Source organism: Pseudarthrobacter sulfonivorans (assembly GCF_001484605.1).
In the GTDB taxonomy this organism is placed as follows: domain Bacteria; phylum Actinomycetota; class Actinomycetes; order Actinomycetales; family Micrococcaceae; genus Arthrobacter; species Arthrobacter sulfonivorans_A.
This window is the reverse complement of sequence record NZ_CP013747.1, coordinates 2,157,820-2,170,090: the sequence shown is the minus strand read 5'-3', so window position 1 is coordinate 2,170,090 and position 12,271 is coordinate 2,157,820. Positions and strand designations below refer to the sequence as shown.

Genomic DNA, 12,271 nt, shown 5'->3' with positions numbered 1-12,271 from the left:
GCCTTGTCAGCCTGCTGTGGTCAGCGCTGCCGAGCGGGCGCGGACAGCCTAAGCGTGCTTCGGACAAGGTCCACGGCCTCCTCCACCGTAAGCTCGGCCGGAACCCGGATATGCGCTTCGTCCGCTATCGGCGTTTCCAGCGTGGCGAGCTGCGAAGCCAGCAGCGTGGCGGGCATGAATTCGTGCTCGCGGGTTTCAAGTCGTTGCGCAATAATCTCGGCTGCGCCGTCAATGTAGATCAGCAGCAGGTCAGGCACGTGGCTGCGCAGGAGGTCGCGGTAGGCACGTTTAAGGGCGGAGCAGGCAACAACACTCGGATGGCCCTCGCTGACTCCTTTGGCAATGGTCCCGGCCACCACGTTGAGCCAGGGAATCCTGTTCTCATCGGTGAGCGGCGTGCCCGCTGCCATAAGGGCCTTGTTTGACGCCGGATGAAGGTCATCGGCATCGATAAAAGGAATGCCAAGGCTTTGCCCCAGGGCTGCGCCCAGGACGCTCTTGCCGCTTCCCGAGACCCCCATGACCACCATGGGGCGGAGTGTAATGCTCACGTTGTGCTCCCGCCCGCAGTGGACGGCGCCGTTCCCGAAGCAGCCGGAGCGAAGCTGAGCAGCACCTTGCCGGATTCGGCCGAGTTCTTGGCCGTTTCGAACGCCTCAAGCCCGCGTTCCAAGGGGAAGACGTGGGTAATGACGGGGTCCACAAAAAGAGAGCCGTCCGCCAGCGCCGTGATGACGTCGTCGATCTCATCATTGAATCGGAACGAGCCAAGCAGTTCCAGCTCCCGCGTAATCGCCAGCGAAATCAGGACCGGCTGCGGCCCTGACGGCAGGAGGCCAACCATCACAACCTTCCCGCCGCGCACCGCACCCTTGATGGCCGAAGCCAGGCCGTGGTGGCTGCCGGAAGACTCAATAACGACATCCGCCTGCACCGCCACAATTGCCTCCGCGTCGCCGGCCTGCAGGACCTCGTCCGCCCCGACAGCAGCAGCGATCTCCAAGGGCTTGGCGTGCATGTCGACGGCGGTGATCCGGGCGGCGCCGGCCCGTTTCAGGACGGCGACAACGAGCGCGCCGATGGGGCCGCTGCCGATCACGAGTGCCGTCTTGCCGGCCACGTCCCCGGCTCTTGCCACCGCGTGCCAGGCCACGCTGGCGGGCTCGATCAGCGCCGCGGTCTTCAGATCCAGGCCGTCCGGCAGGACCCGCAGCATCCGGGTTGGCAGGTTGGAGTACCGGCTGAAGGCCCCGTTTGTGTGCGGGAACCGGGCGGCGCTGCCGAGGTAGGTGCAGCCCGGTGACAGGTTGGGCCGGTCCTCGGGATATTTGACGATGCCAGGGCCTGCTCCCGGCCCCGGCCCCGGCGTCGCCGGATGCACGGCAACGGCGCAGCCCTCTGCCGGACCTGTTCCGTCTGCCGCAGCGCGGACCACCACCCCCACGATTTCGTGTCCGAGTACCATGGGCGCTTTCAGCACCGACTCCCCGGCCGCACCGTGCAGCCAGTAGTGCAGATCGGAGCCGCAAATGCCGCCGTAAGCTATTTCAACCACAGCCTGGTCCGCGGGTGGTGGAGTCAAAGGGATGTCCTCAACGCGAAGGTCACCGGCTGCGTGGGCCACTACGGCGGGACCTGATTCAGGCAGCGGTGCTTTCCTGGTCACTGTTGACGCCGTCACTGGTGAAGTTGTCATCAGACCACCACCGTCATTCCGCCGTCGATGAAGATGGTCTGGCCGTTCACGAAGTCCGAGCCGCTGGATGCAAGCCACACCGCCGGGCCGGCCAAGTCCTGCACCGTCCCCCACCGGTTCGCCGGGGTCCGGCCCAGGATCCAGGAGTTGAACTGCTCATCGTCCACGAGGTTCTGCGTCATCTCGGTGTGGATGTACCCCGGTGCGATCCCGTTGATCTGCAGGCCCGAGGCCGCCCACTCGGCCGTCATGGCCCGTGTCAGGTTCCGCAGCCCGCCCTTGGCCGCGATGTACGGTGCGATGGTGGGACGGGCCAGATCGGTCTGGACCGAGCAGATGTTGATGATCTTGCCGTGGCCCCGGGGAATCATGTGCCGGGCAGCCTCGCGGCCCACCAAAAACGCGCTCGTCAGGTCCGTGGAGATCACCCGCTCCCAATCCGCCACGTCCAGCTCCAGCATCGGCACCCGGTGCTGGATCCCGGCGTTGTTCACCAGGATCTCCAGCGGACCCACGTTCTCTTCCACCCACGCCACACCGCGGGCGGCCTCCGCGTCGCTGGTGACATCGAAGGCGCAGCTGTGCACCTGGCCCGGCGCAAAATCCGCGGCCATCGCGGCCGCGGCGTCCTTAAGCCTTTCGGCATTGATGCCGTTCAGCACCACCGTCGCGCCGGCGTCGGCCAGTGCACGGGCCAGCGCGTTGCCGATCCCCCGGCTCGATCCCGTCACCAGGGCAAACCGCCCGGTCAGGTCAAAAAGTGGACTCATAGCGCTGTCTCCTGGACGGTAGTGCGGGCAGTGGCATCAGCTGCTGCTGCGATGGTCGTTGCGGCGGCTGCGCTGAGGTTGGCAATGGTTTGCCGCACAACGGCCAGGTCCTGGTCACCCAGGCCCTGGTCCTTGAGTTCCCCGTAAAGTTCGACGGCGGCCGTCGCCATCGGCACGGTGGCCCCCGCGGCGGCGGCGCTCGCCATCACGAAGGATAGATCCTTGTGCATGAACTTCGCCGGCCCGGTGGGCGCATAGTCCTTCGCGGCCAGGCGGGGTCCGACGAAGTCCAGCACCTTGCTGGCCGCAAGGCCTCCGGAAAGCACCTCGAAGAGCGATTCAACGTCCATGCCCGAACGCTCGGCGAGTTCGGCAGCTTCGGCGAGCGCCGCCGTCGTGGTTCCCACGATCAGCTGGTTGCAGGCCTTGGCAAGTGACCCGGAACCAAGTTCGCCCAGGCGCCTGACCGTGGTGCCCATCGCTTCGAGGACCGGCCGGAGTCGCTCGAAATGCTCACTCGGACCGCCAGCCATTATGGCCAGGGTTCCGCGTTGGGCACCTTCCGTGCCTCCGCTGACGGGAGCATCCAACACGATGGCGTTCCCGCCGCTGGCGTCGGCAACGGCAAGGCCGAAGGCCTTGACCCCCACGGGCGAAACGCTGCTCATGACCACCACCAGCGTTCCCGGCGGGGGCGGCGCCAACCGCCAGTCGTCGAGGAGGCCGGAGGCGGCGTCCTCGATGAAGGAAAGGTCAGGGAGCATAAAGATGATCACTGGCTCGTCCCGCAGGGCCGCGACGTTCCTGGCACGGGAACCACCCAGCCCCACGAAGTCATCGACGGCGGCGGTGGAGCGGTTCCAGGCGGTGACCGACCACCCGGCCTTGAGCAGATTAGCGGCCATAGGGGCACCCATCAGCCCCAGCCCGACGAAGCCTGCACTCAACGGAGTGATCGTGCTGTTCGCCGGGCCGGTGGCCTGCGGGTTGATATCGTTGTTCAATTTCCAACCTTGGTTCCCGGGCCGAGGCCCGTGTTTACTTAAGCAAAAGTTGAGTGCCGGACTGCCCCGGACTACTTGCCCCAGATGGTGCGGTACGCGTCCTGGTAACCCACTGGATCCCAGGCATCCGTGGCAGTGGTGTTTTCCTTCGTGGAGACGTGGATCTGCGGGACGTAGCCGCTGGCGGGCTCGTTGTTGAAGGCGCGGTTGAGCTCATCCACGATCTGCCATCCCTCGGACTTCAGGGGCGACGGAACCGTCGCGGCCTGGTATTCGTCGGCCTTGATACGCTGCAGCGCTGAGGAGTCACCGTCGCCGGCCCCCACGTTGAACGGTCCGCCGCCGGCCTTTACGCCGCCTGCCCGCAAGGCGGCCGCAGCGTTTTCGTAGTAGACGTCGTTGATGGCCACTGAATAGGTCCAAGCTTCGTTGTGCTTGCTCAGCAGCGAGGACACTTCCTGTGGCATCCTGGCGCTGACGTCGGAAAGCGGAACGTTGTCGTACTCCAGGACCTTGATGCCCGAGCAGGTTTCCAGTTCCTTCTTGATCATCTGCGATTTGCCCTCGGCGAACGGGATGGAGGAGTCAGTGAAGATCACGACGCCGGCATTGCCGTTCGATTTGGCGATGACGTAGTCGGCGCTGATTTTTGCGACGTCCTCAACCTTCGTGGTGATGTTCGTGAACAGCAGCGGGTCGGTGCTGGGTCCGGGTGTGGAGAGTGCCTGCCAGGCGGCCAGCGGGATGTTCGCCGCGTTCGCCTCGGCAACCTGGGCTGCCGTGGTCTTCGGATCGAATCCGCCGATGACGATGCCGTCCGGTTTGGTGGTCAGGGCCTGGCTGAAGGCGCTCTGGATGCCCGCGGGAGTCCCGAGTCCGTCGATGACCTTAACATTCCAGCCGATGGCCGCTGCCGCTTCCTGCAGTCCCTTCGCCACACCGGCGACGCCGGGGTTGGTCATGGACTGGGCGACGTAGACCAGGGTCTTTCCCGCGGCAGCCTTGGGCCCGGTGGTGGGTCCGTTCCAGAGGGTATCCGATTTGGACGCCGCGTCAACATCCTTCTGAGCGGTGGCCACGACGTCGGCACAGCCGCTGTCCCCGGCAGCCGTTGCGCCGGCGGCGGCCGACTCGGAGGATCCGCTGGTACAGGCCGTGAGCCCAAGGGCCATAATGGCGCCGGCCGCGAGCAGCAGTCGGGGGGCAGAGTGGTTCATGGTGAAGCCTTTCAGTCATGGGGAAAGTGCCTGTTGGTGCGTTGGGGGTGTTACTGGTGGTGGTGCGTTGGAGCCGTGGCGCCTAGTGGGCAGTGGTGGCCGGGGCCGGCGGAAGCGCTGCAGTAGTGGCAGGTCCGGCGGGAGCCGAGGGGCCGGCGTCGTCCGCTGTGGGCAAGGTGGGCGGCGGGGCTGCCACTGCGCCGGCCCGAAGCTTGCGCCGGGCGGAGTACCCGGCCAGGCCGACGGCGATCAGCAGGGTGACACCGTTGAAGAGCGGAGTGACCCAGAACTGGGCGCCCAACTGGGAGATGCCGGCCAGGCCGATGGCCAAGGTGATGACCGCAACCAGGGTGCCAATCACGTTGGCGCGTCCGGGCTTGATGGCCGTGGCTCCCAGCAGCGCACCGACGAAGGCCGGCAACAGATAGTCCATGCCGACGCTGGGGTTTCCGATCTGCTGCTGCGAGGCGAGGAGCACCCCGGCCACACCGGTGACCACTGCGGAGAATGCGAAGGCGTAGATGGAGTAGCGCTTGGTGGGAATCCCCATCAGCGCGGCGGCGCGGGGGTTGGAACCCAGCACGTAGAAGTAGCGTCCAAGCGGCAGCCGTTCAAACAGGATCCACAGGATCACGGCGACGATCAGCAGGTACACCGCAACGATGGGGACTCCGGCGATTTTGGAATCGTAGAGGTCCTTGAAGGAGACAGGCAGGCCTCCGTCACCCGGCACCACACGGGCGCCGTTGGTGATGGCTCCAGTGATGGCATACAGGACAGTTCCCGTGCCCAGGGTGGCAACAAAGGAATCGATCTGCCCGAATTCGACCAGGAGGCCGTTGATGACGCCCACCAGCGCCATCACGGCGATGGCCACCAGGGCGGCGATGCCCCAGGGCATGTTGCCGTCCACAATGAGCTTTAGGACGATGACGTGGGAGAGCCCGAGGCCATACCCGATGGAGAGGTCGAACTTTCCGGTGGCGATGGGGATCATGGCCCCCAGCGCCAGCAGTGCCGGAATTGCCTGGTTGCTGAGGATGGCGTTGAAGTTCCGGCCGGAGAGGAAGGTCTGCGGCAGGATCAGTGCAAATACCGCGAACAGCACCACCAGGATGAGGACGAGTCCGTAGGGTCCGAGGAGGTGGGCTGCGCCGCCGCGCTGGCGATTGGTGTTTAGCTGGGTCATGTGAGGATTACTCCGAAGTGAGAGCAGCACCGGAGGCCGCCGCAGTGAGGTTTGAAATGGTCAGGTCAGCGCCGGATAGCTCCGCGGTGACGGTTCCCTGGACAAAAACGAGTGCACGGTGGCAGACGTTGGCGACTTCCTCGAAGTCGGTTGAGATCATCAGGACGGCGAGCCCGGCCGCGAGCGACTCTTCCAGCAGTGTGTAGATGTCTGCTTTGGCGCCGACGTCCACGCCAGCGGTGGGTTCTTCGAGGATGATGAGCTTCCTCCGAGTACTGAGCCACCGGCCGATCATGATTTTCTGCTGATTGCCGCCGGACAGCGTGGCAATCGCCACTTCCGTCAACGCCGGCCTGACGCCGTACCGCTCCACGAGTTCACCGGCGAGCTTCCGTTCGGCCTTGGGGCTGGTCCAGGCGAACGGGTTCTTCGAGCGGATGCCGGGATTTGGCAGGAAGTTCTCGCGGAGTGTCAGCTCGGGGGCGCAGCCTTCGTCCATCCGATTGCTGGTGACGAATCCAACGCCGGACTCCACCGCGTCCGACGGCGTGCGGGGCTGGTACGCCTTTGAATCCAGCAGGACGGTTCCGGAGGTGATCCTGTATGCGCCGGCGAGGGAGCGCCCGAGTTCCATGTGGCCCGCTCCGGTCAGGCCCACCATGCCGACGACTTCTCCGGCGTGAACGGAAAACGACACAGGCCGGGTCTGTGTTGTGGCCAGTTCACGGACTACTAGGCGCTCGACATCCGGTTGCACCCCGGTTCCGGAGGTGTAGCTGACGGGCTTGTGGCCCACGATGTCCACGACAAGCTCCCGAGGGGATTTTTGGGCGATGGGGCCGCTATGGATCAGCCGGCCGTCCCGCAAGACGGTGACGGTGTCCGAGATGGCGAAGACTTCGTCCAGGCGGTGGCTGACGTAGAGGAGCCCGTGGCCGTTGCTGCGAAGTTTCTCCAGCACGTCAAAGAGCCTGCGGGAATCCGCTGCCGGAAGGCTCGCCGTGGGCTCATCGAGCACAATGACCGAAGCGTTTGAGGCCAGTGCCCGGGCGATGGCCACCAGTGACTTGTCCGCGCGGGTCAATTCCGAGACGTACCGGTCGGGTTCGAGGTGGGAGGCCACGGTCTGAAGCGCCTGGGCGGCGTCATCCCGGACCTGGCGCCAGGAGATGAATCCGCCGGCGCGGCCAAAGCCGGTGCTCAACGCAATGTTCTCCGCGATGGTCATGGAATCCACCAGGCCAAGGTCCTGGTGGATGAAAGCCATGCTCGCCGTTGCTTCGGGGGTGCCGAGTGCATGCCCCGCGACTGTGATTTCGCCGCTGGTGGGCGAGTACAACCCGGAGAGGATTTTGATCAGTGTGGACTTGCCGGCGCCGTTTTGGCCGAGCAGCGCGTGGATGCTGCCGGCTTCCAGCGTGAGGTTGACCTCCTTTAAAGCCGCGTTTACTCCGAACCGCTTGGATAGTTGTTCAATCTGAATCAGCGGCTTCGAGGGGGGATGAAGTCCCATGTTCGCTCCTTGCAGCCCCAGTGCTGCGAAAAATTCTGGGTGGTCACCAATGACCTGATTGACCAATATCCTGTACTACAAACAACATGTTGGTCAAGAGCGAGTCGGTAACTGGTACCAGCTCTCCAGGGGAGAGGGGGTGCGCGCCGCATGGAAAGTGCGCTCAGGCGAGGAAATTAAAGCGAGTGGGAGCTGAGCGGGTTGGCCAGGGCGCGGGCGATTTGCTGCAGCTCCTCCACGATCTCCGCGTGGTCCAGCTCGTCAGCCCGGGCCTTGAGCAGGGTGGCGCTGATGGCGAACTGTGCAGGCTCACCCGGGATGTCCACCACGGGTATGGCGAAGCACACCACCCCGATGGTGGTCTCTTCGTCATCCATGAAGTAACCGCGGTGGCGGGACTTCTCCAGGTCGGACATGAGTTCAGAGATGCTTGTCAGGGAGCGTGAGGTAAACGGCACAAAGGTTTTGCCCCGGTACCGGTCCTCCACGACGGCGTCAGGCAATGTGGACAAAACGGCCTTGCCTGTGGCGGTGACGTGAGCGGGGAAGCGGTCGCCGATGTTGGCCGTGAGCCTGATCGGGTTGGTTCCCTCATAGCGCGCCAGGTAAAGGACGTCGGTTCCATCCAGCAGTGCCAGCCGGGCAGCCTCACGCGAAATCAGCCGGGAGCGCCGGCACAAGGCGTAGAACTCGGACAGCTGGTCAGCCGAACGGAGGTAGTCACCGGCGAGAGACAGGATCCGCCGCCCCAGCGTGAACCGCCCGTCCGAGCGCCGGAGCATCCCTTCGCCTTCCAGCGCAGCGCAGATATTGGCTGTGGACGACTTGGCCAGGTCCATGGACTTCGCAATCTCAGGCACGCTGAGGCCGGCCTGGCCAGCAGCCGCGATGAAATCCAGGATGGCCATCGCCCGCGTTATGGCCGGAACTGAGCTCTGAGCGCCGGAATTTGTCTCTGTTGTCATTTTAGTTCCCTTGTCCAAGATCTTGACTTGTGACCAGTATATTGGCTTATCATTACCGAGTCACCCCTCCTGACTCCCGATTCACGACCGGTGGCAATCAATGCATCCGGGCAAGCTCCCAGAGGAGCATCCATAGCGGGATCCAGAGCGGTCCCTAATTTCAAGGAGTACGCCGTGTGCGCGGAAGACATCAGGGCAAGTTCACTCTACCGAGCCCCAACAACCAACGGGCCTGCCGTCGAGCAGGACCGCTTCGAGGAGGTCTTCGAACAAGTCAAAACCTGGGGCACCTACAGCAACCCCTCGGCGGGGGCCTGGCAGACCGTGACGTCCGCCTCGGTCCTTGAAGCGGCTTCCCTCGTCAGCAGTGGACGCGTAGTACCGACTGCCCTGCCGTGGAACACGGTGAGCGGACCGTCCAACGCCAACCCGGCCCTGCACTACATGACCGATCTTGGTGTGCGGGAAGCCCCGGAACCGTCCTGCAACAAGGACTTCATCGGCGTGGACTACCACGGCAAAGCGGTCAGCCATCTGGATGCCCTTAGCCATATCGCCTACAAGGGACTCCTGTACGAAGGACAGACCTCCAAGGACGTTGTGACCGCCACAGGGGCCGAGTTCGGATCGGTCAGCGCGCTGGGCTCCCTGGTGGCACCTGCCGTGCTTCTTGACTTCACTGTCCTGTTCGACGTGCCGTGGCTCGAACCCGGAACAGCCATCCATGCCGAGGACATCCTTGCGGCTGAAGCACGGCTCGGCCTGGACATCAGGCAGGGCGACGCCGTCCTGATCCGCACCGGCCACTTCCGCCGCGCCCGCGAACTCGGGATCTGGGACTCCTCTGACCTGAGCGCCGGGCTGCACGTTGACTGCATGCCGCTGCTGGCAGAACGCGGAATCAGCCTTTTGGGTGGCGATGGCGACTCCGACGTCCGTCCTTCCCCCACTCCCGGCATCCACTCGCCCATCCACATCCTTGCGATCACCGCGATGGGACTGCCCCTGCTTGACAACCTCGACCTCGAAGAACTCGGCGCTGCCTGCGCCGAGGAGGACCGCTACCGGTTCATGTTCATGGTTGCTCCCCTCAATATTCCCCGCGGCACCGGTTCGCCCGTAAACCCCTTGGCGGTCTTCTAAATGGCATTCACAGTAGGAATCTCCCCTGACTTCCTGGACTCCGACGGCAACAACGTCTGGGGCGACATCGGCCTTGCCGGCCTCGACGACGCCGGACTGAACTGCGAGTACATGAAAGACGGGGCCGAGGTCCTCACACCGGCACAGCTGGAGCGCTACGACGCCATCCTCTACGCCGCCCCCGCCGTCATGGCGGAATCCTTCGCGGGAGTGACGAATCCACCGCTCATCCTGGCCCGGTTCGGCGTCGGATTCGACGCAGTGGACCTCCAGGCCTGCACGCGTGCAGGAACGGTAGCAACCATCACTCCCGACGGTGCCCGCGGCCCGGTGGCCACAGCCACCTTGTCCATGCTCCTGTCCGTCCTGCACAACACGGTACTGAAGGACCGCTTAGTCCGCGAAAAGTCCTGGGACCGCCGCGAAAGCTTCATGGGCACGGGGCTGACAGGCAAGACCATCGGCCTGCTCGGCGTCGGAAATACGGGCGGTGAGCTGATTCGTTTGTTGCAGCCCTTCGGCGTCCGGTACGTGGGCCACGATCCCTTCTGCCCGCCCGAGCGGGCCCGCGAACTCGGTGTGGAATTGATGGAACTGGGCGATGTTGCCACCGAGTGTGACGCCCTCATAGTGATGGCGGTCCTCACCGAGCAGACCCGCCACATCGTCAATGCCGCGATTCTGGAGCGGATGAAATCCACTGCCGTGGTCATCAACATGGCGCGCGGTCCCATCATTAACGAGCAGGACCTAATCTCCGCCCTGGCCATCGGAAGCATCGCCGGAGCCGGGCTGGACGTGTTTGAACAGGAACCCGTCACCAACGAGCTCATCGGCATGGACAACGTGACGCTGTCCCCGCACTGCCTCTCCTGGACTGATGAGATGTCCCTGGGCAACGGCAGCAGCTGCGTACGCGCAATCGTCAACGTGGCCAACGGACGCACGCCCGAATACGTGATCAACCGCGACGTCCTCGAGACAGTGGCCTTCAAGGAACGACTCGCCCTGAGGGTCGGCTAACAAACCCCCGCAAGAACAGAAAGTAAAAGCATGACAGAGACTGCGTTTGAAAAAATGGAAGTGGTCGTCCACCACGCCCGGGAAGTGGACCAAACACTGAATTCCCGCGTCCGCGAGTTCCAAGCACGGGCCCTCGCACAAAGAACCGCCGGAATTCTCGTCACCAAGCACGGACCGGGACGGTTCACCATCGAGCTGAGCCACGACGTACCGTTCGGCTACACACATGAGAAGGCCTGATTCGCTGGCTGGTTCCCGGCCGCGCAGCCTCCGTGAAGCTCCCGGAGGCTGGCGCCTGGGTTGTGAAGGACTTCAGAAGTGAAACGCGCCTTGAGCGAAGTGGACGGCAAGGATTGGAACGTTGCTGAATTCGCGGCTCGGGAGCAAGCGTGGCAACGCTCCCGCCGCGACCATCTGAGGTGCCTGGCATGCGGCGGGCACGCTTCTTTCCGTGCCGAAACCAAGGACCGCCGCCCCACCTTCGCCGCAAGACACAGCAGCACTTGCACCTTAAGGAACCGCACGCCGTGGGGCGTGTTCAGATACCTGCAGTAGCGCAACGACGGGTTAACCGGCCTGCGTGCCCCCAACCAGACAACATCAGGAGTCCCATGCGCATCGCCAGAATCAAAACTGCCGACGGCCCGCAATATGCTGTGGAGCGGAACGGCAGCTGGCATCACACAGTTAACCCATTTGAAGACGCGCTCAGCTACACCGGCGGAATAACCCGAGACGACGAAGCGGTCTTCCTCGCACCCGTCCTGCCCGCCGTCGTGCTCGGCATCGCGCACAACCGGACGCTGAACAGCCATCCGCTGCCCATCCAGGCGTGGCACAAGTCTGTTCACACGGTGGCCAACCCCGGGGATCACATAGCCGCCGCCCGGGGCCGCGGCACGGTCAACGTCGAAGGTGAGCTCGCCGTCGTGATCGGGAAAAGCGCTACGGAACTCACCGTCGAGAATGCCCTTGAGCACGTTCTCGGCTTCACGTGCGTCAATGACGTTACCAACGTGGACCAGGGCGCGGTGGACGAACGAAACTTCCAGGGCAAGGCCGGAGGCAACTACACCCCCCTCGGTCCGTGGATCGAAACTGAAATCCCGGATCCGGATCTCGTAGGGATTGACGTGATCATCAACGGAGTGGTCAAAGCGAAGTCTGGGACGTTCAACCTGCCCTCTTCCGTGGTGGACTGCCTTGTCTACGTAACGTCTTGGCTGACCCTTGAACCCGGAGACGTAGTAATGACAGGCGCTCCGGGAACCGCAGTAGCCGTGCAGCCCGGCGACCGCGTCAACGGCGTTCTTGGCGGAATTGGAACCCTGACCAACACGATTGCCTAGGTGCCGGCCCCGACCTACGTGAGACGCCGTCCATTCTCGCGGGTCCACATAGCCACTGACCACGCCGGCGTACAGCTGAGCGCCCACCTGGTCAGTCACCTCACGGCAAAGGGCTTTGACGTGGTGAATCATGGACCCAAAGACTATGACCCACAGGACGACTACCCGTCTTTCTGCCTCAACGCGGCGCTGGCCGTCGTGGCGGATCAGCAGGCCGGGGTGCATGCGCTGGGTATCGTGCTGGGCGGCTCCGGGAACGGAGAACAGATCGCCGCCAACAAGGTCAAGGGCGTCCGTGCAACAAAATCGCCACATACGAGACCACCTGCGAAGTCGTCGACTGATGCCCAGGATCGCCGGTCCCGGCGTTGAAAATGCAATCAACTGAAAGGCATTGAATAC

The 12,271-nt window shown here is 64.0% G+C and carries 12 protein-coding genes and 1 pseudogene; 5 read left to right on the top strand and 8 right to left on the bottom strand.

Features of this window, described 5'->3' with window-relative positions:
• Positions 1 to 20 precede the first annotated feature (20 nt).
• The 8 genes from AU252_RS09665 to AU252_RS09630 form a co-directional block, all read right to left on the bottom strand.
• The gene (locus AU252_RS09665) at positions 21 to 551 is read right to left on the bottom strand and encodes a gluconokinase (protein ID WP_058930524.1); all 531 of its coding nucleotides are present in this window, start codon (positions 549 to 551) and stop codon (positions 21 to 23) included.
• On the bottom strand, positions 548 to 1,696 hold the full coding sequence (locus AU252_RS09660) for an L-idonate 5-dehydrogenase (protein ID WP_058930523.1): 1,149 nt from the start codon (positions 1,694 to 1,696) through the stop codon (positions 548 to 550). The genes AU252_RS09665 and AU252_RS09660 overlap by 4 nt, the downstream gene beginning before the upstream one ends.
• Positions 1,696 to 2,466 carry an SDR family oxidoreductase gene (locus AU252_RS09655; protein ID WP_058930522.1) on the bottom strand — a complete coding sequence of 257 codons (771 nt, stop codon included), beginning with the start codon at positions 2,464 to 2,466 and terminating at the stop codon, positions 1,696 to 1,698. The genes AU252_RS09660 and AU252_RS09655 overlap by 1 nt, the downstream gene beginning before the upstream one ends.
• On the bottom strand, positions 2,463 to 3,422 hold the full coding sequence (locus AU252_RS09650; protein WP_276203747.1) for an NAD(P)-dependent oxidoreductase: 960 nt from the start codon (positions 3,420 to 3,422) through the stop codon (positions 2,463 to 2,465). The genes AU252_RS09655 and AU252_RS09650 overlap by 4 nt, the downstream gene beginning before the upstream one ends.
• A 119-nt stretch (positions 3,423 to 3,541) precedes the next feature.
• The gene (locus AU252_RS09645) at positions 3,542 to 4,687 is read right to left on the bottom strand and encodes a substrate-binding domain-containing protein (protein WP_058930521.1); all 1,146 of its coding nucleotides are present in this window, start codon (positions 4,685 to 4,687) and stop codon (positions 3,542 to 3,544) included.
• Between the two features lie 82 nt (positions 4,688 to 4,769).
• A complete protein-coding gene (locus AU252_RS09640) occupies positions 4,770 to 5,876 on the bottom strand; it encodes an ABC transporter permease (protein ID WP_083510335.1) in 1,107 nt (368 codons plus the stop codon).
• 7 nt (positions 5,877 to 5,883) lie between these two features.
• Positions 5,884 to 7,389, bottom strand: a complete 1,506-nt coding sequence (locus AU252_RS09635) for a sugar ABC transporter ATP-binding protein (protein ID WP_058930520.1) — start codon at positions 7,387 to 7,389, stop codon at positions 5,884 to 5,886.
• A gap of 176 nt (positions 7,390 to 7,565) precedes the next feature.
• On the bottom strand, positions 7,566 to 8,354 hold the full coding sequence (locus AU252_RS09630; protein ID WP_205630661.1) for an IclR family transcriptional regulator: 789 nt from the start codon (positions 8,352 to 8,354) through the stop codon (positions 7,566 to 7,568).
• 174 nt (positions 8,355 to 8,528) lie between these two features.
• Between AU252_RS09630 and AU252_RS09625 the strand changes: the two genes are divergently transcribed.
• The 5 genes and pseudogenes from AU252_RS09625 to AU252_RS09605 all read left to right on the top strand — a co-directional run.
• The gene (locus AU252_RS09625) at positions 8,529 to 9,497 is read left to right on the top strand and encodes a cyclase family protein (RefSeq protein WP_240484366.1); all 969 of its coding nucleotides are present in this window, start codon (positions 8,529 to 8,531) and stop codon (positions 9,495 to 9,497) included.
• Positions 9,498 to 10,520, top strand: a complete 1,023-nt coding sequence (locus AU252_RS09620) for an NAD(P)-dependent oxidoreductase (protein WP_058930519.1) — start codon at positions 9,498 to 9,500, stop codon at positions 10,518 to 10,520.
• 30 nt (positions 10,521 to 10,550) lie between these two features.
• The gene (locus tag AU252_RS09615; protein ID WP_240484365.1) at positions 10,551 to 10,760 is read left to right on the top strand and encodes a hypothetical protein; all 210 of its coding nucleotides are present in this window, start codon (positions 10,551 to 10,553) and stop codon (positions 10,758 to 10,760) included.
• Between the two features lie 371 nt (positions 10,761 to 11,131).
• Entirely contained in the window at positions 11,132 to 11,869 is a 738-nt protein-coding gene (locus tag AU252_RS09610) for a fumarylacetoacetate hydrolase family protein (RefSeq protein WP_058930518.1), read from the top strand.
• An 18-nt stretch (positions 11,870 to 11,887) separates the two neighbouring features.
• Positions 11,888 to 12,169: pseudogene (locus tag AU252_RS09605) on the top strand (RpiB/LacA/LacB family sugar-phosphate isomerase); the annotation flags it as partial.
• Between the last annotated feature and the right edge of the window lie 102 nt (positions 12,170 to 12,271).

What these genes read in the sequence shown, in the direction of transcription:
- AU252_RS09660 (WP_058930523.1), bottom strand. Translation starts at nt 1,696, where the DNA reads ATGACAACTTCACCAGTGACGGCGTCAACAGTGACCAGGAAAGCACCG.
- AU252_RS09655 (WP_058930522.1), bottom strand. Translation starts at nt 2,466, where the DNA reads ATGAGTCCACTTTTTGACCTGACCGGGCGGTTTGCCCTGGTGACGGGA.
- AU252_RS09645 (WP_058930521.1), bottom strand. Translation starts at nt 4,687, where the DNA reads ATGAACCACTCTGCCCCCCGACTGCTGCTCGCGGCCGGCGCCATTATG.
- AU252_RS09640 (WP_083510335.1), bottom strand. Translation starts at nt 5,876, where the DNA reads ATGACCCAGCTAAACACCAATCGCCAGCGCGGCGGCGCAGCCCACCTC.
- AU252_RS09635 (WP_058930520.1), bottom strand. Translation starts at nt 7,389, where the DNA reads ATGGGACTTCATCCCCCCTCGAAGCCGCTGATTCAGATTGAACAACTA.
- AU252_RS09630 (WP_205630661.1), bottom strand. Translation starts at nt 8,354, where the DNA reads ATGACAACAGAGACAAATTCCGGCGCTCAGAGCTCAGTTCCGGCCATA.
- AU252_RS09620 (WP_058930519.1), top strand. Translation starts at nt 9,498, where the DNA reads ATGGCATTCACAGTAGGAATCTCCCCTGACTTCCTGGACTCCGACGGC.
- AU252_RS09615 (WP_240484365.1), top strand. Translation starts at nt 10,551, where the DNA reads ATGACAGAGACTGCGTTTGAAAAAATGGAAGTGGTCGTCCACCACGCC.
- AU252_RS09610 (WP_058930518.1), top strand. Translation starts at nt 11,132, where the DNA reads ATGCGCATCGCCAGAATCAAAACTGCCGACGGCCCGCAATATGCTGTG.